The sequence below is a fragment of the Haloferax sp. Atlit-109R genome (assembly GCF_003665865.1).
GTDB lineage: Archaea > Halobacteriota > Halobacteria > Halobacteriales > Haloferacaceae > Haloferax > Haloferax volcanii.
Genome location: NZ_QPLO01000002.1, coordinates 1,249,598 through 1,269,872, shown reverse-complemented (window position 1 = coordinate 1,269,872; position 20,275 = coordinate 1,249,598). Strand labels below are relative to the sequence as shown.

Annotated in this window: 20 protein-coding genes; 10 read left to right on the top strand and 10 right to left on the bottom strand. The window is 65.1% G+C overall.

All coding sequences use genetic code 11. The features are described from left to right. Nucleotides 1-77 precede the first annotated feature (77 nt). Nucleotides 78-1,220, top strand: coding sequence for an aromatic ring-hydroxylating dioxygenase subunit alpha (locus tag DVK03_RS14910; RefSeq protein WP_004041144.1), 1,143 nt, complete (start codon nucleotides 78-80; stop codon nucleotides 1,218-1,220). Then, a complete protein-coding gene (locus tag DVK03_RS14905; protein WP_004061816.1) occupies nucleotides 1,213-1,587 on the top strand; it encodes a hypothetical protein in 375 nt (124 codons plus the stop codon). The genes DVK03_RS14910 and DVK03_RS14905 overlap by 8 nt, the downstream gene beginning before the upstream one ends. Nucleotides 1,588-1,615: 28 nt before the next feature. On the opposite strand, the gene DVK03_RS14900 is transcribed toward DVK03_RS14905, so the two are convergent. Further along, nucleotides 1,616-2,266, bottom strand: a complete 651-nt coding sequence (locus DVK03_RS14900) for a helix-turn-helix domain-containing protein (protein ID WP_004061817.1) — start codon at nucleotides 2,264-2,266, stop codon at nucleotides 1,616-1,618. 242 nt (nucleotides 2,267-2,508) lie between these two features. On the opposite strand from DVK03_RS14900, the gene DVK03_RS14895 reads away from it, so the two are divergent. Beyond that, the gene (locus DVK03_RS14895; protein WP_004061818.1) at nucleotides 2,509-3,387 is read left to right on the top strand and encodes a hypothetical protein; all 879 of its coding nucleotides are present in this window, start codon (nucleotides 2,509-2,511) and stop codon (nucleotides 3,385-3,387) included. A gap of 154 nt (nucleotides 3,388-3,541) precedes the next feature. Here DVK03_RS14895 and ilvA read toward each other — a convergent pair whose 3' ends face one another. Continuing rightward, the gene (gene ilvA, locus DVK03_RS14890) at nucleotides 3,542-4,783 is read right to left on the bottom strand and encodes a threonine ammonia-lyase (protein ID WP_115803601.1); all 1,242 of its coding nucleotides are present in this window, start codon (nucleotides 4,781-4,783) and stop codon (nucleotides 3,542-3,544) included. A gap of 368 nt (nucleotides 4,784-5,151) precedes the next feature. Here ilvA and glyA point away from each other — a divergent pair, with 368 nt between their 5' ends. After that, nucleotides 5,152-6,399: a serine hydroxymethyltransferase gene (gene glyA / locus DVK03_RS14885; protein WP_115803602.1), complete on the top strand. Its 1,248-nt coding sequence runs from the start codon at nucleotides 5,152-5,154 to the stop codon at nucleotides 6,397-6,399. Between the two features lie 234 nt (nucleotides 6,400-6,633). Further along, nucleotides 6,634-7,053 (top strand): heme-binding protein, encoded by a 420-nt coding sequence (locus DVK03_RS14880; protein ID WP_004041150.1) that lies wholly within the window; start codon nucleotides 6,634-6,636, stop codon nucleotides 7,051-7,053. Nucleotides 7,054-7,100: 47 nt separating this feature from the next. Here the strand turns inward: DVK03_RS14880 and DVK03_RS14875 are convergent, their stop codons facing one another. From DVK03_RS14875 to DVK03_RS14865, 3 genes are all read right to left on the bottom strand, one after another. After that, the gene (locus DVK03_RS14875) at nucleotides 7,101-8,258 is read right to left on the bottom strand and encodes a M20 family metallopeptidase (RefSeq protein ID WP_115803603.1); all 1,158 of its coding nucleotides are present in this window, start codon (nucleotides 8,256-8,258) and stop codon (nucleotides 7,101-7,103) included. A gap of 121 nt (nucleotides 8,259-8,379) precedes the next feature. Next, the gene (locus DVK03_RS14870) at nucleotides 8,380-9,612 is read right to left on the bottom strand and encodes a Cdc6/Cdc18 family protein (protein WP_004041152.1); all 1,233 of its coding nucleotides are present in this window, start codon (nucleotides 9,610-9,612) and stop codon (nucleotides 8,380-8,382) included. A gap of 793 nt (nucleotides 9,613-10,405) precedes the next feature. Then, nucleotides 10,406-10,972 (bottom strand): TATA-box-binding protein, encoded by a 567-nt coding sequence (locus DVK03_RS14865; RefSeq protein WP_004061821.1) that lies wholly within the window; start codon nucleotides 10,970-10,972, stop codon nucleotides 10,406-10,408. A gap of 272 nt (nucleotides 10,973-11,244) precedes the next feature. On the opposite strand from DVK03_RS14865, the gene tenA reads away from it, so the two are divergent. The 3 genes from tenA to DVK03_RS14850 are packed head-to-tail and all read left to right on the top strand — an operon-like array spanning nucleotide 11,245 to nucleotide 14,215. Continuing rightward, a complete protein-coding gene (gene tenA / locus DVK03_RS14860; RefSeq protein ID WP_115803604.1) occupies nucleotides 11,245-11,910 on the top strand; it encodes a thiaminase II in 666 nt (221 codons plus the stop codon). Next, nucleotides 11,907-12,692: a TenA family protein gene (locus DVK03_RS14855; protein WP_115803712.1), complete on the top strand. Its 786-nt coding sequence runs from the start codon at nucleotides 11,907-11,909 to the stop codon at nucleotides 12,690-12,692. Before tenA ends, DVK03_RS14855 begins: the two co-directional genes overlap by 4 nt. Beyond that, nucleotides 12,686-14,215 carry a sodium:proline symporter gene (locus tag DVK03_RS14850; RefSeq protein ID WP_115803605.1) on the top strand — a complete coding sequence of 510 codons (1,530 nt, stop codon included), beginning with the start codon at nucleotides 12,686-12,688 and terminating at the stop codon, nucleotides 14,213-14,215. The genes DVK03_RS14855 and DVK03_RS14850 overlap by 7 nt, the downstream gene beginning before the upstream one ends. Nucleotides 14,216-14,221: 6 nt before the next feature. On the opposite strand, the gene DVK03_RS14845 is transcribed toward DVK03_RS14850, so the two are convergent. After that, nucleotides 14,222-14,614: a pyridoxamine 5'-phosphate oxidase family protein gene (locus DVK03_RS14845; RefSeq protein ID WP_004041157.1), complete on the bottom strand. Its 393-nt coding sequence runs from the start codon at nucleotides 14,612-14,614 to the stop codon at nucleotides 14,222-14,224. Nucleotides 14,615-14,874: 260 nt separating this feature from the next. On the opposite strand from DVK03_RS14845, the gene DVK03_RS14840 reads away from it, so the two are divergent. Then, nucleotides 14,875-15,894, top strand: a complete 1,020-nt coding sequence (locus DVK03_RS14840; RefSeq protein ID WP_006600047.1) for a GNAT family N-acetyltransferase — start codon at nucleotides 14,875-14,877, stop codon at nucleotides 15,892-15,894. An 18-nt stretch (nucleotides 15,895-15,912) separates the two neighbouring features. Here DVK03_RS14840 and DVK03_RS14835 read toward each other — a convergent pair whose 3' ends face one another. The 4 genes from DVK03_RS14835 to DVK03_RS14825 all read right to left on the bottom strand — a co-directional run bounded on the left by DVK03_RS14835 (nucleotide 15,913) and on the right by DVK03_RS14825 (nucleotide 18,570). Next, nucleotides 15,913-16,923 carry an aldo/keto reductase gene (locus DVK03_RS14835; protein ID WP_006600048.1) on the bottom strand — a complete coding sequence of 337 codons (1,011 nt, stop codon included), beginning with the start codon at nucleotides 16,921-16,923 and terminating at the stop codon, nucleotides 15,913-15,915. Between the two features lie 81 nt (nucleotides 16,924-17,004). Beyond that, nucleotides 17,005-17,742, bottom strand: coding sequence for a sporulation protein (locus DVK03_RS14830; protein ID WP_004041160.1), 738 nt, complete (start codon nucleotides 17,740-17,742; stop codon nucleotides 17,005-17,007). A 236-nt stretch (nucleotides 17,743-17,978) separates the two neighbouring features. Further along, nucleotides 17,979-18,194, bottom strand: a complete 216-nt coding sequence (locus DVK03_RS19740; RefSeq protein WP_049897149.1) for a hypothetical protein — start codon at nucleotides 18,192-18,194, stop codon at nucleotides 17,979-17,981. 181 nt (nucleotides 18,195-18,375) lie between these two features. Next, complete coding sequence (locus tag DVK03_RS14825; RefSeq protein WP_004061830.1) at nucleotides 18,376-18,570, bottom strand: hypothetical protein; 195 nt, start codon at nucleotides 18,568-18,570, stop codon at nucleotides 18,376-18,378. A 209-nt stretch (nucleotides 18,571-18,779) separates the two neighbouring features. Here DVK03_RS14825 and DVK03_RS14820 point away from each other — a divergent pair, with 209 nt between their 5' ends. Continuing rightward, nucleotides 18,780-20,270, top strand: a complete 1,491-nt coding sequence (locus DVK03_RS14820; RefSeq protein ID WP_115803606.1) for an aldehyde dehydrogenase family protein — start codon at nucleotides 18,780-18,782, stop codon at nucleotides 20,268-20,270. Nucleotides 20,271-20,275 lie beyond the last annotated feature (5 nt).

Here is a 20,275-nt window from a genome sequence, read left to right as displayed (position 1 = left end):
GCGGATATCCACCGCCACTTATACGGGTCCACTATTTCCGACGAATCCTTTTCCACAGATGTGTGTTTCTTCCTCCCATGACACGGTGGAACAACAATCGTGACGAAATCGGTGCGGTAAGTGCCGACATCACCGCGGAAACGAACGCGCTGCCGGCGAGGTACTTCACCGACCCGGAGGTCCACGAGATGGAAAAGGAGAAAGTGTTCGGTCGGTACTGGGTCTACGCGGGCCACGAGACCCACATCCCGGACGCGGGCGACTACTTCACGCGAACCATCGGTGACAAGCAGATAATCGTCACCCGCGACGGCGAGGGCGACGTGCGGGCGTTCTACAACGTCTGTGCCCACCGCGGGTCGAAGATGCTCGACGACACGCCGATGACCGACCCCGGCAGCCTCAGCCGCATCACCTGCCCGTACCACCTCTGGGCGTACGAACTCGACGGGTCGCTCCAGAGCACCCCCAAGAGCTTCGAGGAGGCGAGTCTGAATCCCGACCTCGACGACGACGCCGTCAGCGAACTCGACCCCGAAGAAAACGGCCTCATGGAGGTCAACACCGACGCTATCGGGCCGCTCGTGTTCGTCAACTTCGAGGACGAACCGAGCCTCTCGCTTGCCGAACAGGCCGGGGAGATGAAGACGGAACTCGAAGACCTGCCGCTCGGCGAGTACGAACACGCCCGGCGCTACGTCTCCGAAGTCGAGTGCAACTGGAAGACGTTCAGCGGGAACTACTCGGAGTGCGACCACTGTCAGGCGAACCACCAAGACTGGGTGCAGGGACTCGAACTCATGGAGTCCGAACTCGAAGTCAACGACTACCACTGGGTGCTTCACTACAAGCACAAAGAGGACGTCGACGACGAGATGCGCATCCACCCCGAACACGAGGCCAAGTTCTACTACTTCTGGCCGAACTTCACGGTCAACATGTACGGCACCGCCGACGGCTACGGCACGTACATCATCGACCCCATCGACGAGGGGCGCTTCCAGCTCATCGCGGACTACTACTTCCGCGACTCCGAGCTGTCGGAAGAAGAAGAGAAGTTCGTCCAGACGAGCCGGCAGCTCCAAGAAGAGGACTTCGAGCTCGTCGAACGCCAGTACGAGGGGCTCACGTCCGGCGCGCTCGGGCAGGCACAGCTCGGTCCGAACGAACACACCGTCCACAAACTGCACCGCCTCGCGCAGGACGCGTACAATGCCTGACGACGAGAGTGCCAAACTAGCCGAAAAACCACACGCCGGCGTCGTCACCTGCCCGGCGTGCGACCTCCACGTCTCCGTCACGGAGCCGAACGACGCCGTCGACCTGTACCGTCGACACGCGAACGTCACCGGCCACGACGTCGAGTGGGAGCGCGTCGCGTTCGACGTCGAGGCCGAGAGCGACGACGTGAAAACGGCGCTCACCGAACTCGGTGAGGACCACCCCGACGGCGTCGAACTCGGGCGGCTCGCCGCGGCGCTCGCGGACAACGGCGTCGCCATCGGCGAAACGCTCGACGCCGTCCGCGACCTGCGGATGAGCGGCGAAATCTACGAACCGCAGGACGACTACGTCCTCGCGGTCTGACTCCCGCCTTTCTTCGGGGGTTATTCCGTCACTCGTCGAGGAGAATCGACTCGACCAGCTCCGCGGTCCCCCGCCTGATGCGTCCGCTGACGGCCGTCGGCGAGATGTCGAGTACTTCGGAGAGGTCGTCCAGCGCCGCCTCTCGCGGCTCCTCGAAGTAGCCGTGTTCGTAGGCGGCGACGAGCGCGTCGCGCTGGGCGTCGGTCAGCTTGCTCGGCTCGCCGTTCATCCAGCCGTCCTGTCGGAACATCCGGTTCAGCTCGAAGGAGATGTCGTTCGCCTCGCAGTACTCCCACACCTCTGAGAGCGCCTCGCGGTCCGAAAGCTGGAGCCGGACCCGCCAGCCCGCCGTGTCGTTGCTGCACGCGTCGAGCATGAGCCCGCCGAGTTCCGTGATGATAGGCGAGAGAAGAATCGTGTCGGGCGTGTGTCCGATGCGATACACCGCCGACTCCTCCCGCTCGGAGACGAGCTGCCAGTCGCTGACCGTGTGGTCGACCTCCAGCGCCGCTTCGAACGCCGAGACGTCCGCGCCCTTCACGACGAAGAAAAACAGGCCGGTCTCGGGGTCGGTCGCGGATTGAGAGATGACGTCTATCTCGCTCGCGGCCTCCGACTGAATCGTCGGCGTCAGCGCGAGGTCGTCGTGCGCGATGTCGGCAACGGTTATCAGACTCATCGTGTCTTCACCTCGTGGATACAGAGATTCGACACCGGGGAAGCCGGACTGCCGGTTCGGTTGAAGGTCGCGAACTCGCGTCGACACTCGCGACAGAAGCGTTTCTCGTGGGCACGATATAGTAGTGTGAACATTAGATTTTTGTTTATAGTTTTCGCCGCATATTCTGTGGGGCTATATAAACTGACTCAGTATTCCACACCGCTTTTCAGGGAGTCTCGGCGCGTCCGTCGAAACGGACAATGAGCGTGGGTACATCGCTTCGGCGGCTGGGCGAATTCCTCGAAGAGTGCGAGCGGACGGACGCCGCGAGCGTCCGCGAGTCGTCCGTGACGGTCACGGACTCGGGCGCGTCCGCGGATGTCGAGTTCGCGCTCTCGTCGGACGCCGACGGCGACATCCCCGTTCGAATCCGAGGGGCGTCGCTCGACTCCGACGGGTCGATTGGGCTCACGCTCGGCGTCGACGACGTGCTGCCGAGCGACCGCGAGCACGTCGCCGTCGACGCCGCGGACGTCTCGCTCGACGGCGACCCGGCGGTCGTCGTCACGGTCGCGACCGATGCGCCGACGACGAGTTCAACCGAGACGGCCGACGACGACGCCGATTCCGAACCGCCCGAAGCCGTTCGGAACCCGAACGTGCCGGCGTTCGAAGACACGACGTACCTCGAAGCCGTGTACGCGCGGTACGAGACGTTCGAGCGGATGGCCGACGCCTTCGAGATGGACGTGACGGACGAGACGGTCCGCAGGTACATGATCGACCAAGGCGTCCACGAACCGTCGTCGTACGAAACGTCGCTCGCCGGCGACCCGACGGGCGTCGAGCGACCACCGGCACCCGCGGCGGACGGCGACGGGTCGCCCGAGGCGCTCGCCGACGGCATCGGCCTCCCCGAGTCCGTCACAATCGACCAACTCGCCGACGCCGCCAACGACGCCAAGACCGTCTACGAGTTCGGCAAGGCGCTCGACCTCGAACGCATGGACGCGCTCGACCTGCTCCAAGACCTCGACCTGCTCGAATTCGTGATGGGCCGACTCACGACCGACGACGACCCCGACGTGAGTCGGGAAGACGTCGTGGCGCGCATCCGGCAATCGGCCGGAGAGACGTAGCGGGCGCGTCGTCGGTATCGGTGAGTCGCTTCGCGGAGAGGACATCAACGCGTTCGTCGTTCAAGCCGCGTCCCGCCGCATCTCACACGTCGTATCAAATCGAGAGGCATTCGAGATTCGGCTGCGAGAACGGTCGAAACCGAGGAACCGGGCGCTAGCTCGGCTCCGAAACGTCGTCGACCGCGTAGCCCGCGTCCTCTATCGTGTCCACGACGGCCGCCGCGTGTTCGGCTCCCTTGGTCTCGATGCGGAACAGGAGGTGGGCCTCGCCGACGTCGAGGGCGTCGACGGCGCGGACGTGGCGAACGTCGTGAATGTTCGCGTCGCGGTCGGCGATGAGCCGGGAGAGTCGCGCCATCTCGCCGGGTTCGTCCCGGATTCGAACCCGGAGACGGAGCGTCTGGCGACGGCTGGTGAGCGCGTGGACGAGCACCGTCTGGAGCATCGTCATGTCCAGATTGCCCCCGCAGAGAAGCGGCATGACGGTCTCGCCCTCGACGTCGAGGTCGTCGCTCAGCACGGCGGCGACGGAGACGGCACCGGCACCCTCGACGACCTGCTTGGCGCGTTCGAGCAACAGCAGAATCGCCTCCGCGATTTCCCCGTCGGAGACCGTGACGACCTCGTCGACGTGTTCCTCGATGGTTCGGAGCGTCAACTCGGAGATGCCGCCGGTGGCGATGCCGTCCGCGATGGTGTTGGTGTCGTCAAGCGTCACGGGAACGCCCTTGTCGAGGCTCTCGTGGACCGTCTCCGCGCCCTCAGCCTGCACGCCGACGACGCGAATCTCGGGGTCGTGGTGCTTGATGGCGGTGGCGATACCCGAGATGAGCCCGCCGCCGCCGATGGGGACGACCACGGTGTCCATCTCGGGGAGGTCGCGGTACATCTCGACGCCGAGCGTTCCCTGTCCGGCCACGATGTCGCAGTCGTCGTACGCGTGGACGAACTCGGCGTCCGACTCCTCGGCGAGCGACTGGGCGTACGCCATCGTCTCCTGGAAGTCCTCGCCGACGAGTTCGACTTCCGCGCCGTAGTCGCGCGTCGCGTCGATTTTCGTCTGCGGGGCGTTCTCCGGCATCACGACCGTGGAGTCGGCCCCGCACTCGGTCGCCGCGAGCGCGACGCCCTGCGCGTGATTGCCGGCGCTCGCGGCCACGAACTCGTCGATGCCGCGGTCGGTATCCTGTCGAATCTTGTTGTACGCACCGCGCGTCTTGAACGACCCCGTCCACTGGAGGTGTTCCATCTTCAGGTAGACGTCCGCGCCGACGAGGTCACCGAGCGAGGTGCTCCGCTCTATCGGCGTCCGCTTGACGACGCGGTCGTTTTCGAGTCGCTCGCTCGCGCGCTCGATGTCGCTGTACTGCACCGGGAGGGACTCGACCTCACTCATCGGCGGCTCACCTCGGCGGTCGGCCGAACGGCTCGCCGGGGCGTGCGCGTGTCCCCTCGGTTCCGGGACGTTCCGTGGTCTGTGATAGTTCTTGGCACGGTATGTGAGAGACGTAACGAAGTTCCAATATAGAGCTATCGCCGGTGGGTACTCGTCTCGGTGAGAACTGAACACGTAATACGTCGATTTCGGCCGTGAGCGAACCCAATTCAGGATATCTTTCGAAGATATCCAAGCGGCACTCACCGCGCTCATCGACCCGAACACAGAACGTGCGCGTCCTGTCACGTTGTGGTTCTGGTTCGGCGTGCCGCCCTCGTCTCGGGGGACGGCGAAGCGTTATACCGCAGAGTCGAGATGCACCCACGATGCCTTACGACACCGTTCGAGAGACCGATCCGGCCGTCGCCGACGCGCTGGCGGGCGAACGCGAACGACAGAACGATACGCTCGCCATGATAGCGAGCGAGAACCACGTCAGCGAGGCGGTCATGGAGGCCCAAAGCTCGGAACTGACGAACAACTACGCCGAGGGCTACCCGGGGAGCCGGTACTACGGCGGCTGTGAGTACGCCGACGAGGTCGAACAGCTCGCCATCGACCGCGCCAAGGAGCTCTGGGGCGCCGACCACGTCAACGTCCAACCGCACTCGGGCTCGCAGGCGAACATGGGCGTGTTCCTCGCCGTTCTCGAACCCGGCGACAAGATTCTCTCGCTGGATTTGACCCACGGCGGCCACCTGAGCCACGGCCACCCGGTGAACGTCGCGGGGAAGACGTACGAGGTCGAACAGTACGAGGTCGACGCCGAGACGGGCTACGTCGACTACGACCAACTCGCCGCGAAAGCCGAGGCGTTCGACCCGGACATCATCATCTCGGGCTACTCCGCGTACCCGCGAGAGGTCGAGTGGGAGCGCGTACAGGCCGCGGCCGACTCGGTCGACGCGTACCACCTCGCCGACATCGCCCACATCACGGGCCTCGTCGCCGCGGGCGAACACTCGTCGCCCGTCGGCACCGCGGACTTCGTCACCGGCTCGACCCACAAGACGATTCGGTCGGGTCGCGGCGGCATCATCATGTGCGACGAGGAACACGCCGACGACGTCGATTCCGCGGTCTTCCCCGGCCTCCAAGGCGGACCGATACTGCACAACGTCGCCGGCAAGGCCGTCGGCTTCGGCGAGGCGCTAACCCCCGAGTTCAAGGAGTACGCCTCGCAGGTCGTCGATAACGCCGCCGCCCTCGGCGAGCGGTTACAGGAACGCGGCCTCGAACTCGTCTCCGGGGGGACTGACACGCACTTAGTTCTTGTCGACCTCCGGCCGTCGCACCCGGACACGACGGGCAAGGACGTGGAAGCGGCGCTCGAAGAGGTCGGTATCGTCCTCAACGCCAACACGGTTCCCGGCGAGAGTCGTTCGGCGTTCAACCCGAGCGGGATTCGCGCCGGCACGCCCGCGTTGACGACCCGCGGCTTCGACGAGGAGGCCTGCCGGACCGTCGCGGACCTCATCTACGAAATCGTCGACGCGCCGCACGACGAGTCGGTCAAGGGGTTCGTCGACCAGAAGGTCGACGAACTGACCGCCGAGTACCCGCTGTACGACTGACCGGCTATCGGGTCGGTTCGCCTCGAACCGAACGTCTTCTCGATGCGTCTTCGACCCGATTCCGAGGGTTGACAATAAGTATAAGAGAACCAATAGTTGTTGTTCTCCCGTCAGCGTCGTTCGAGGGTCACTCAGACGCCCGAAATCGGGAGAGAGGAGCGAAATCGGCCGCTCGTTCGAGACCCGCGGCGCACGTATAAGTAGGGCCGTCGAGACCGGTTTCGACGAAGCGATATGTCCGATGCAATCAATCTCGAGACGGCGAAGACACTCATCGAAGCGGCGGAAGCGGAAGCCGAGTCGATGGGGCTGCGAATGGTGATTACGGTCGCGAACCCGGAGGGTAACCTCATCGCACAGCACCGAATGGACGACGCGTGGCTGGCGAGCGTCAACATCTCTCGAAACAAGGCGTACACGGCGGCCGCGCTGCAGATGCCCACGCACGAACTCGCCGAGGGGAGCCAGCCCGGCGAGTCGCTGTGGGGCCTCCAGACGACGGACGAGAATCGACTCGTCGTCTTCGGCGGCGGCTATCCGCTCGAAGTCGACGGCGAACTCGTCGGGACCGTCGGCGTCAGCGGCGGCGAGGTGTCCGAAGACATGGCGGTCGCGAGCGCCGCGGTCGAGCGGTTCGAAGAACTCGTCGAATAGCCGAACGCGGCGTCACGTTTTTTCAGCCCGTCAGCCGACAGTCGGTGTCAGTCTGCGCCGGCCTCGAACAGCCCGCGGAGCGCCGTGCGGAGGATGTCGTACCCGGCTTCGACCTCCGACAGTTCGATGTACTCGTCGTAGGCGTGGGCCTGCGCCATCGACCCCGGCCCCCACGTAATCGCGTCCATCCCGGCGTCGTTGACGAGGTTCCGAACGTCGGTCGCCGCCCGAATCCCCCACGGCTCGGGGTCGATATCCGCCCGCTCGGCGGCCGCGTCCCGAAAGCGCACCGCGATGTCGCTGTCGGTCGGAACCGCCGCCGATTCGTAGACTCGCGTTCGCGTCCACTCGACGTTCAGGTCGTGTTCGGCCGCCACGTCGGAGAGCAGCGCGTCGATTTCGGCGTCGACTTCCTCGACTGTCTCAGCGGGGACGAACCGCCTGTCGACCGTGATGGTCGCGCTCTCCGGGACGACGTTCTCCTTCGTCCCCGCCTCGAACCGCGTGACCGTCGTGGTCGGGCGACCGACGAGCGAGTCGGAGCGTGCCCGAATCTCCTCGTCGTACGCTTCGAGCGCGTCGAGAACGGGACGAGCGTTCCCAATCGCGTTGTCCCCCTCGTCGGGCCGGCTCGCGTGCGACGGGTCGCCGCCGACGGAAATCTCGTACCAGCCGAGGCCCTTCGCGCTCGTCGCGGTCCGCAGCGCCGTCGGTTCGAGCACGACGCCGTAGGTGCCGTCGTAGCCGCGTTCGAGGAGCGTCTTCGTCCCCGGTTCGGCCGTCTCCTCGCCGACGGCAGCGTGGAACACGAGCGAGCCGTCGAGCGCGCCGGACTCGAACGCGTCGGCGAACTCGACCGTCGCGAGCATCGCGAGGGCGACGCCGCACTTCATGTCCGCGCTCCCGCGACCGTACAGTCTGCCGTCTCTGACGGTCGAGTCGTACGGTGGATGGGTCCACTGGTCTCGGTCGCCCGCCGGGACCACGTCGAGGTGGCCGTTGAGGACGACCGAGGGTTCGCCGCCGCCGACGCGGGCCGCGACCTGCGGTCGGTCGGGGAACGGTTCCTCGACGAGCGTCGCCGAGACGCCTCGGGAGTCCAGCCAGTCGGACACGAACTGCGCCGCCGCCGCCTCGTCCCCCGGCGGATTCTCGGTCTCGATTTCGACGAGACTCGTGAGCAACGAGCGTAACTCTTCGTCCATGGTTTCGGTCGTCTATCGACAGAGACGGACGTGTGTTAAGGGTTCGTGCGGTAGCTTTTTTCCGACGCGGCCGACAGCATCGGAGACCCGTGCGGACGCAGGCGTCGCGTGCCGTGCGTCGCTATTCGAGCGTGGAGATACGGCTGTCCCGGAGGAGCACTCGCTTGACGATGTCCGGGTCTTCGAGCAGGCGGTGGGTCCCGTGGACGCCCTGTCCGCGGCCGCGCCCGCGGACCTCCGACTGGATGACGTTGAGGAAGTCGAGTTCCTGCAGGAGTTCCTGCACGCGGCGCTCGGAGAGTTGGTCCATGTCGAGGTCGTCGGCGACGGTGAGATACTGTCGGTAAATCTTGTTCGTCGTAATCTCGGCGGTCTTCCGGCCGCCGGTCTGGAGGACCAGCGAGTAGAGGACGGCCTTCGACTGCGTGGCGGTCCCTTCGAGGAGTTCGCTGAAGCGGTCGGCCTCGCTTTTCTCCTTGGCCGCCCGCACGTGGTCGTCGGTGACGGTCTCGGCGCTCTCGTTTCGCGCGATTCGGCCGGCGTTGCGCAGGATGTCGATGGCCTTCCGGGCGTCGCCGTGTTCCTGGGCGGCGAGCGCGCTCGCGAGGGGAATCACGTCGTCGGTGAGGACGCCGGGCTTGAACGCGTCCTTCCGGTTTTCGAGGATTTCGCGGAGTTGGTTCGCGTCGTACGACGGGAAGACGAGTTCGTCGTGGGCGAAGCTCGATTTGACGCGCTCTGTGAGTTCTTCGGGGTAGTCGATTTTGTTCGAGATGCCGATAATGCCGATGCGCGAGTCCACTATCTTTTGATTCTCGCCCGCGCGCGAGAGCTTTCGGAGCACCTCGTCGTCGCGGAGCATATCGATTTCGTCGAGGATGACGATGGTCACGTCGGAACAGGTGTCGAGCACCTGCCACAGTCGGTTGTAGTAGTCGCCGGTCGACAGCCCGCGCTCGGGAATCGTCATCCCGCTTTTCGACGGGTCGTTGACCTGCGAGGCGAGCGTCTTGATGACCGAGGCCTCGGTGTGCTGTTCGCCGCAGTCGATGACGGCGATGCGGACGTCGACGTCCTCGCGGACCGCCTCGTGCTGGAGTCGCTCGCTCACGAGGCGAGCGGTGAGCGTCTTTCCCGACCCGGTCTTGCCGAAGATGAACAGATGGGTCGGTTCGCGTCCGAAGATGGCGGGGTTGAGCGCCTGTGCGACTTTCGACATATGCTCGTCGCGGCCGACAATCTTGTCGGGACCGGGGAGATGAGAGATTTTGAGGATATCCTCGTTCGCGAAGATGGGTTGGTCATAGCGGAACAGCGGGTCGCGGGTCCCACCCTCGCTCTCGTCCGATGTCATGTGAGTTCGGTATTCATACTCACCCGTAATAAATGTGAAGGGGTGGACTCGCGTTTGTAACAGCGACAAATACGGCCGTTTGAACGGCACTTCGGACCCGGTTTTGGATTCGACGATCAACGAGTAGTATCGCGCAAGTAAGACCGTCAGACACCACCCTCGCGTTTGTAACGGCAGAGGCGGTCACGAGGAAGACACAGTCGGTGGGGGGTACACTCGCGTTTGTAACTCGGCCTCCGAGAGACCACCCTCGCGTTTGTAATCGAACGGGGGAGTACCGTCGCGTTTGTAACGTCGAGTGGTGAAAGGGGCAGTGCAGACACACCACCCTCGCGAATGTAACGCGAATCGGCGTGGGGGGTGGGCCGACGGGTGAGGTGTTATCGGTTGATTTTGCCCCTATATTTACAAACGCGAGGGGGGTGTGTCGAATCTCCCTAGGGACTGGCGTAGCCGTTACAAACGCGAGGGGGGTGTGTGTGTGTTCCCGAGGACAGATGGTCTACTCGTGAGTGACACCCGGTCCTCGAAGAGTAGTCATGGTATCTCGACATCACATTATCACTAGTAGCTAGACTACTAGTTCTACTACTTAACACAACAAAAAACAATAAAACAACAGCAACAAAATAATAACAACAACAAAATAACAAAGCGGCACAAAATCCAACAACAAACAACGAACAACGAATCCGTGACCGGTCTGCCGACTTCCAGTTCACTACCCCCCAACCACGCCAACACGTCGGGCAACACCCCGTCGCTCACCGCCGACCGAGTACCCGACGAGTGCTCACCCGAGTAGTCCGAGTTCGCGAACGTCATCGTCGACGGTTTCGAGGGCTGCTTCGGCGTCGCCAACCCGCTTCGCCCCCGTAATCACGATTTTCCCGCTCCCGAACATGAGGACGACGACGCTCGGTTCGTCGAGGCGGTAGACGAGTCCGGGGAACTGCTCGGGTTCGTACTCGACGGCTTCGAGACCGAGGCCGATAGCCAACGCGTTCAGGTTGAGCGCCGCCCCGAGGTCGGCGCTCGAAACGATGTTTTGGACGGTGATATCCGGGTCGTCGGGAATCGGGATTCCGAGTTCGGTGAACTCGTCGAACAGCGTTTCGATGGCCGTACTCACGTCGTCGACGCTGTCCGCGCCGGTGCAGACGACTTTGCCCGACCGGAAGACGAGACACGCCGACTTGGGATTTCGAGTCCGATACACGAGTCCGGGGAAGTTCTCGGGGTCGTAATCGGTCCCGTTCATGTCGAGCGAGAGTCGTTCGAGGTCGAGCTCGACCGGAACTTCCGTCGAAGCGACGACGTTCTGAATCTCGATGGACCCGATGGCGTTCACCTGCGACATCTTGTGAAATAGTTGACACTCATTCGACTTAAACTACCGGGGTCGTTTCTCCCCGTTAACCACCGGACAACTGGACAACCGGGCGGCTAATCGGCCGTCGACCGGACAACAGTCCGGATTTGGAACACAGTCCGGACTTAGAAACCGTCGAACGGTGGCGAACCCGTTGAACACATCCGATACGCTGGTCCGAGACGCCGCTCTCCCGCGCGAATAACTAATGAATACTACCCCATCATAATTCTTTTCAGCGTCTTCTTCGATTACTCGCTATGGCGTTCACAGACACGATTCACGACGAGGACGACGAGTTCTGGTCGGCCATCCTCGACCATCCGATGGTCGTCCGACTCGGGGAGGGGAGCCTCGACGAGGAGCCGTTCCGCTACTGGGTGCGGCAGGACTACGTCTACCTCGTCGAGTACAGTCGTCTCTTCGCGCTCGGTGCCGCGAAGGCCCCGACGCTCGACTCGATGGGGACGTTCGCGAGCCTCCTCGAATCGACCGTCAACGAGGAGATGGACCTCCACCGGAGCTACGCCGCCGAGTTCGGCATCGACACCGACGAACTCGAAGCCACGACGCCGTCACCGACGACCCGGGCCTACACGGATTTCCTCGTTCGCACCGCGACGCTCGGCTCGTTCGGCGATATCGTCGCCGCCTTGCTCCCCTGCATGTGGGGGTTCAACGAGACGGGACGCCGCCTCGCGGACGCGGGTATCCCGGACCACGACCAGTACGCCGCGTGGGTCGAGCTGTACGCCGGCGACGAGTTCACCGAACTCACCGACTGGTGTAAGGCGCTCATGGACGACGTGGCCGCGAGCGCGACCGAGTCGGACCGCGAGCGCTACCGCGACCTGTTCCGCACGTCGGCGCAGTACGAGTACCTGTTTTGGGACGCCGCGTGGCGGCAAGAGGAGTGGCCGCTATGACCGACGGCGACCCGTCGGACTCGGTCGGCTCGCCCGGTGAGAGCCAGCCGGCCCCCGAGACGTACGACGAGTTCGCCGCGTCGCGGTCGGACCCGCGCTTTACCGACTGGCTCCGCGACCGCGCGGGCGAGTCGTGGGACGACGCGACCGCGCACCGACTGACGCGGGAACTCGCCGCCGACGAACTCGCGGACGACGTGTTCAGGCAGTATCTCGTGCAGGACTACGCCTTCGTGGAGACGCTCGTCGGCGTCTTCGGTCACGCCGTCGGCACCGCGCCGACGATGTCGTCGAAGTCGGAACTCGTCTCGTTTCTCGGCGTCCTGACCGACGACGAGGACGACTACTTCCTGCGGGCGTTCGACGCGCTCGACGTGCCCGAATCGGTCTACTCGGAGCCGAAAACCACGCCGACGACGCGCGCCTTCATCGACCTCCTCGAACGCGCCGCGGGGCAGGGCGGGTACGCCGAGACGCTGGCAGTGCTCGTCCCCGCCGAGTGGGTCTACCTGTCGTGGGCGACCGCCGCGGCCGACGCTGACGACTCCCCGTCTCGATTTTACCTCTCCGAGTGGGTCGACCTCCACGCAGTCGACGACTTCGCGTCGTTCGTCGAGTGGCTCCGAACCGAACTCGACCGCGAGGGTGCGGCCGCCTCGCCGCGCCGACAACGGCGGCTCGAACAGCTGTTCCGTCGCACGGTCGAACTGGAGGTCGTCTTCTTCGACGAGGCGTACGAACTGGGCCGAGGTTCGTCCCGACCGGGTGACGACCGATGGTGAGTTCGACCGTCGCGCTCGGGCTAACCGTCGCGACGCTCGTCGCGTTTACCGGCGTCGGCGTGTGGTTCTCCCGGGGTCGCGTCGGCTCCGTCGAGGACCTCATCAGCGCCCGCGACTCCGCGGGAAGCCGGCGGACGACGTCGACGCTCGTCGCGTCCGTCATGGGCGTCTGGGTGCTGTTTTCGGCCCCCGAAGCGGGCGCGAGCTTCGGTATCGCGGCCGTCGTCGGCTACGCGGTCGGCGAGGCCGTCCCGATGCTCGTCTACGCCCGCCTCGGCCCGCGAATCCGGGAACTCATCCCCGAAGGCCACTCGCTGACCGAGTACGCCCACGCCCGATACGGGACCGCGATGTACGCCTTCGTCCTCCTCGTGAGCGCGCTCTACATGTTCATCTTCCTCGCCGCCGAACTGACCGGCATCGCGGGCGCGCTCTCGCTCGTCGCCGGCGTCCCGCAGTGGCAGACCGCGCTCCTCGTCGGCGGCTTCGTCCTGCTCTACACGAGTTACGGCGGCCTCCGGGCCAGCATCGCGACCGACGCGGTCCAAGCGGTCGTCGTCATCCCGCTCCTCTTGCTCGCGTTCGCCGGCGCGCTCGTCGCGCTCGGCGGCCCCGCCGCCGCCATCGACGGCATCACGGCGACGAACCCCGCGCTCCTCGACCTCGGGGCGGTCGCCGGCCTCCAGTTCGGCCTCGCGCTCGCGTTCGCCATCCTCGGCGCGGAACTCATCAACCAGACCTGGTGGCAGCGCATCTACGCGGCCGACTCGTCGGAGACGGTCGGGCGGAGCTTCCGGACCGCGGCGCTCGCCAACGGTGCCATCGTGTTCGTCACCGCCTTCTTCGGCGTCGTCGCGGTCGGCAACGCCGCCGTCGTCACCGACCCCGCGAGCGCGGGCTACAACGCCGACGCCGCCTTCTTCGTCCTCCTCGGCGAGGCGTTCCCCGAGTGGCTCGTCCTCGCGGCGGTCCTCCTCGCGCTCCTGCTCGTGATGAGTTCCATCGACACGCTGTTCAACGCGCTTTCGAGCCTCGTGACCGCGGACCTCGCCCGCCTGCTCGCGGAGCCGAGCGACCGCCGCCTCGCCCTCGGGTCGCGGGCGCTCACCATCGCCGTCGCGGCCGCCGCGATTTACGTCAGTCTCCGTGCTCAGAGCGTCCTCCGACTGTTCTTCTTCGCTGACCTGCTCGGCGCGGCCGTCGCCTTCCCGCTCGTCTACGGGCTGTACTCGACGCGAATCACCGGCCTCGGCGCGCTCGCGAGCAGTCTCACCGGGCTCGCCGTCGGCCTCGCGTTCTTCCCCGACCTCCGCGGCGTCATCACGTCGATTCCGGTCGTCGGCGGCCTGCTCCCCGCGGCCGACCCGCTGTATCTCACCTCCTTCGGCGGGGCGTTCGTGGTGTCGACGGCGGCGTCGCTCGTCGCCGCCCGATTCGCGGACGCCGGGTTCGACCTCGGGCGGCTCTCGCGGGAGATTCGGCGGTTCGACGACGGCCAAACTGACGCGCCGTCGTCCGACTGAACGACTTCAGTACTCGCTGACCGTCGCGGTCCCCACCGAGATGCGGACCAACTCGTTTTCGGGCCACGCCGACTCATCGGCCCCGTACTTCCGATTGATTCGCCGCGTGGCGGCTCGCAGGGCGTCGTCGTCGGTGACGACGGTGGCCGTTCCGAGAACCGTCACCTTCCATTGCGCCTGTCCCTTCTCGTCCTTCTGGATGGAGAGCGCGACGCGCGGGTTCTCGCGGATGTTAGCGAGCTTTCGGCCCGTGGTGAGCACTTCGATTACCCCGCGGTCGGCCGCGTAGTCGAACCAGACGGGCGCGACGTGGGGGCGGTCGTCGACGCTGGTCGCGAGGTGCGCCATGAGCGGTTCGCTCGTCACGAGCGACGCGGCGCGTTCGGAGAGACCGGCCATGGTCGAAGTTCGGTCTCACCGCGTAAAACGGTGGCTTCGACCCGGCGTTACAAACGCGAGGGTAGTCCCCGCTTTGACGGCTTCCTCCCGACTCGTCGACTTCCGACCCGCGAACGTTTGCACCGTCGTCGGATTCTTATCTGAGATTTGCCGTTAACGACTGCCGTGATGCGGTTGTGAGCCGTCCGAAGCGGGTCAAATCACCCGCATAACGGGCGCATAACAAAGAGGGCTGACGCGACAGTTCAGGCACCTTACTCATGAGTATCGAGGTTCGGCGGGCGACTGGAGACGACGTCCACGGCTGGGACGCGTTCGTCGAACAGTCACCGCATGGCAACGCGTTCCATCAGTACGACGCGCTGGAGATTCAGGCGGCGCACGCGGGCGCGGAGTTGGTTCCGCTCGTCGGACGAAAAGGCGAGGAGGTCGTCGGACTGTTTCCGGTGTTCCGAATCAACAAGGGGCCGATAGCGACGGTGTTTTCGCCGCCGCCGGAGCTTCGCGTCGCGTACCTCGGTCCGGTCCTCCTGAACATGGACCACATGAAACAGCGAAAGCGCGAGGGCCGACACCACGAGTTCATCGACGACTGTCTCGCATGGGTCCGCGACGAGATTCGGCCGCGCTACGCCCACATCCGACTCGACGGCCGGTACGACGACCTCAGGGCGTTCTCGTGGAACGACTACGCGATAACGCCGCAGTACACCTACCACGTCGACCTCTCGCCCGGCGTCGACGACGTGTTCATGAGCTTCAGTAGCGACGCCCGGTCGAACATCCGGAACGCGCCCGACGACGCGTACACCATCGAGGAGGGCGGACCCGAAGCAATCGCGCGCATCGTCGAACAGGTCGCCTCGCGCTACGAAGCGCAGGGCATCTCCTATCGGTCGTCGCCGGAGTTCGTCAGGGACCTCTACGCCACCCTTCCCGAGGGACAGATTCGCCCCTACGTCCTCCGAATCGACGGCGAGTTCGCCGGCGGAATCCTCGCCGTCGACTACAAGGAGACGGTGTCGCGGTGGCAGGGCGGCGTCCGGGCCGACGTGGACTCAGACCTCGCCATCAACGACCTGCTGGACTGGCGCATCATGCGCGACGCGATGGACCGCGGGCGGACGACTTACGACCTCGTCGGCGCGAACAACCGCCGCATCAACCGATACAAGGCGAAGTTCAACCCCGAACTTCACCCCTTCTACTCCCTCGAACGGAACGCGCCGGGGATGAAGACGCTCGCGCACCTCTACAAGACGATTCGCGAGGGCGTGTAATACTGCCCAAATAGGCCGTTAGAGCCCCGCGTAGGGGTCGGGCTTCGCCCCGGTCAGGCGGTCGACCTGCTCGTCCGTGAGGTCGATGGTCGCGGCTTCGAGGTTCTCGGTCAGCTGTTCGACCGTGCGCGCGCCGACGATGGGTGCGGTGACGCCGTCGCGGTGCATGAGCCACGCGAGCGCCGTCTGCGCGGGCGTCGCGTCGACTTCTCCGGCGACCGCATCGAGTTCGTCGTGCACGTCGAAGTTCTCCTCGGTCAGATACGACTCCTCGAACCGGCTGGACTCCGCGGCGCGGGACTCGCCGGTGAGACCGTCCTCGCGGGTGTACTTTCCGGTGAGAAAGCCCTGTCCGAGCGGGCTCCACGGGCAGACCGCGATGCCGTACGAGCGGGTCATCTCCAAGTAATCCCCTTCGATTTCGCGGTCGACGAGGTTGTACCGCGGCTGTGCGACCGTGAACGGCTCCCAGCCCTCGGCGCGGGCGATTTCGTTCGCCCTCGCCACTTTCCAGGCGTTCGGTCGGAGCGTCGACGCGCCGAGGTAGTGGACCTTCCCGTCTTCGACGAGACCGTTGAGCGTCTTCATCATCTCGCGCGTGGGCGTCTCGTCGTCCCAGCGGTGGATGTAGAGCACGTCAACGTAGTCGGTGTCGAGGCGGTCGAGTAGGGCGTCGATGCGGTGGCGGACGTTCTTCCGGTTCGTCCCGCGGCTGTTCGGGTCGCCGTCGCGAATCTGCCAGTAGATTTTGGACGCGATGGTGAAGCGCTCTCGGTCTCGGTCCTCGAGCCAGTCGCCGATCCAGCGCTCGCTCGCGCCGCCGCCGTAGATGTCTGCGGTGTCGATGAAGCGCCCGCCGGCCGCCTCGTAAGCGTCGAGCAGTTCGTGCGCGCGCTCCTCGTCGATTTCGACGTTGCCCTGTTCGGTCTCCTTGCCGAACCGCCACGTCCCGAACTGGAGTTCGCTCGTCTGGAGGCCCGTCTCGCCGAACGGGACGAAGTCCAGGTCGATGTCTTCGAGTGTCGTCATGCCGGCAGAGATACGCCGAATCGACGCAAAAACGTTGGGTCGCCGGAAGTGAGTTGGGGTAATTCGTCCCGTGCGCCGCCGTCAGGCGTTGGCGCGAATCAGCGACTCCAGCTCGTCGCGCACGTCGCTCACGTCGGTGGTCCGAACCGTCGTCTGGACGGTCCGCTCGTCTAAGTCGCTGAGCTCGCTCAGCACGCCGCCGCGGCGGTCGACTTCGAGGAACAGTTCGAGCGCGTCTTCGTCCGGTCGCGGCACGACTTCGAGTTCGTCTACATCGCCGGCGAACGGACCCGACGTGGGTCGGAACTCGAACTCTTGGACGAAGCGCCGCGACGAGGTGAACACGCCGTGGGGGTCGGCCTCGCACTCGGCGGTGTGCAGCGAGAAGCCGAGGTCGTCGAGCGCGTCGAAGACGGCTTGCAGCCGCGGCGTCGGCTGGACGTTCAGGTAGTCTTTGTCTTCGGGGTCGACGGCCAGTTCGATGTCGAGTTCGGTCTCGACCCACACGTCGACGTTCCCGAGTGTGACGGGCGTCCCGTGGGGAATGTCGAGTGACACGTCCCGTGTCTCTTGTTCGTCCGGTTGGACAGTGAGGCTCTCCGCGAGGGTGTACTGCGCGATATCGACCTCTCGGTAGCCGTCGTCGGTTCGGTAGCGGGTCTCCAGCTCGAACCGAACCTTCCCGATTTCCTGTTCCGCCGACCCGCCTTCGATGCGAACCTCTGCGTCGACCGTCTCGCCGGGGCGGACGGTATCGGAGGGGAGGACGGTATCGACGGTCGCGTTGCCGATTCCGATTCGTGCGAGGACCTTCTTCATGATGCACCCCGCACGTCTCGCTCGCGGTGTAAGTATCTCGTGGCTCCTCTCGATTCTCGTGACGGATATGTGCGTCTCACGAGTCGCACGGGAGCTATATAGCCGAAAATCTTCGCGTGTCACAGGATAGTCGCACCCGACTCCCGCGAGCGGGTCGCGGTCGGCGCGGCCTCGCACTTCGTCGCGTCCGGTTCGGCGGTCCGCCTTCGCGTCCGGTCAGGCCGGCGCGGCAGCGCTCACGTCACGAACACGTCGCCTTCGACTTCGTAGAGATAGCCCTTGTTCAGGAGTTCGTCGACGGCCGCGGGGTCTTCACCCGCCGAGCGAACTCGTTGGCGCGCGTCCGCCACGGGCATCCCGGCGTCGCGGTCAGCGACGAGGGGCCGAAGGTGCTCGAACGCTCGCGTCGCGCGAGGAGAAAGCGGTGTATGTCCACCCTGTTTCGGTGTCATCGAGTCCTCTGTTCGCGACCACGGAACGCTCCGTAAAGAAGGTGGGTGTCGGTTCGGATGTTTCGCGGAACGGCGACTCGCCGTCGAATGGGCAAACTTGAGGCGTACGGATGACGCCTCGCACTCGGCGGACGATTCTGATTCGTGACGCAGTACAGCACGCACCCCGAGCGGAACGCGCTCACCTCTCGGCGGACAGTTCGTCTCTTTTCACGAGCAGAACGACCGCGATAATCGCTGCGAATATCGTGTGTGACTGCCGCAGCGTGCTGGTTTCGACGACAGCCGAAAACTGAGTTACCACGATTACGAACGCGGCAGCGTAGAGCAGACACGGAACGATGAGATACATCGTCAGCGCCCTGGTTCGCCTCATGGGAACCCGTTTCTGTTAAAAAAACATATATTCATCGGCGGTCTGTCGTCTCCTCGTCGTCGTTGTGTACGACGCTTTCATTCGACACGTCCATACTGTCACCGCGCCTCGCGCGCCGCGGGGACAGAGGCTCTTGAGGTTGTTGTAACGCGAGCAGTTCTCCCCATTACGGCCCCATTTATCCCGCCGTCCCCAACTCACGACTGCACATGGTCGACGACATCGCCACCGACGCCGATTGGAACGCGCTGTACATCGACGGCGAGTGGACCGAAAGTGAGAGCGGCGAGAGCATCGCAGTCGAGGACCCGTCGACCCGCGAGACGGTCGCGCACGTCCCTCGCGGGACGGAGGCCGACGTCGACGCCGCCTACGAGGCGGCCGCCGAAGCCCAGGAATCGTGGGCCGAAGCGCCGCCCGCGCGGCGGCAGGAGGTCGTCGAGCAGTTCCTCCAGGCGCTGAACGAGTACGAAGACGAGATTATCGACCTCCTCGCACACGAGGTCGGCGGCTCGCGCATCATGGGCGAGACCTCCATCCAAATCGCCTCCGACCACGCGAGCGAGGCCGCGACGCTGCCCCGTCGGATGCGTGGCGAGCACGTCGCCTCCAACATCCCCGGCAAGGAGAACATCGTGCAGAAGAACCCGAAGGGCGTGGTGACGGTCATCTCGCCGTGGAACTTCCCGCTGAACCTGTCGATGCGGGCGGTCGCGCCCGCCGTCGCCGCGGGGAACGCGGTCGTACTGAAGCCCTCGACCAACTCCCCCATCACGGGCGGGCTGCTGTTCGCCAAGCTGTTCGAGGAGACCGACCTCCCCGAGGGCGTCGTCAACGTCGTCACCGGCCGCGGCTCCGAAATCGGTGACCGCGTCGCCGGCCACCCCGAGAGCGACGTGGTGGCGTTCACCGGCTCCACCGAGGTCGGCAAGCGCGTCTCGGGCATCGCCGGCGAGAACCTCGCCGTGCCCGCGATGGAACTCGGCGGCAACAACGCCCACATCGTGACCGAGGGTGCGGACGTCGACGCCGCTGTCGACGCCGCGGTCTTCGGGAGCTTCGTCCACCAGGGACAGGTCTGTATCTCCATCAACCGCCACATCGTCCACGAGTCGGTCTACGACGAGTACGTCGAGAAGCTGACCGAGCGGGCCGCGGAGCTGCCCGTCGGCTCCGCCCACGAGGACGACACGGTCGTCGGCCCCATCATCGACGAGTCCCAGCGCGACGAGATGCTGGGCTACGTCGAGGAGACGGTCGCCGCCGGCGCGACGCTGGAAACCGGCGGCTCGACGGCCGACCTCGACGGCGTCGACGACTCGCTTGTCGTCCAGCCGACCGTCCTCTCGGGCGTGACCAACGACATGGCCGCGGCCTGCAACGAGCACTTCGGCCCCATCGCGCCCGTCATCCCGTTCTCGGACGTCGACGAGGCGGTCGAACTCGCCAACGCGACCGAGTACGGCCTCTCCGGGTCGGTCCACGCCGGCGACCTCGCCACCGGCAAGGAAATCGCCCTCCGGATGGAGACCGGCAACGTCCACGTCAACGACCAGCCCATCAACGACGAGGCGCACGTCCCGTTCAGCGGCATCGGGGCGTCCGGCGTCGGCACCTACAACAGCGACGCCTTCCTCGACGAAATCACCGAGGACAAGTGGATTTCCCTCCAGCACGAACCCCGCGACTACCCGCTGTAAGCGGG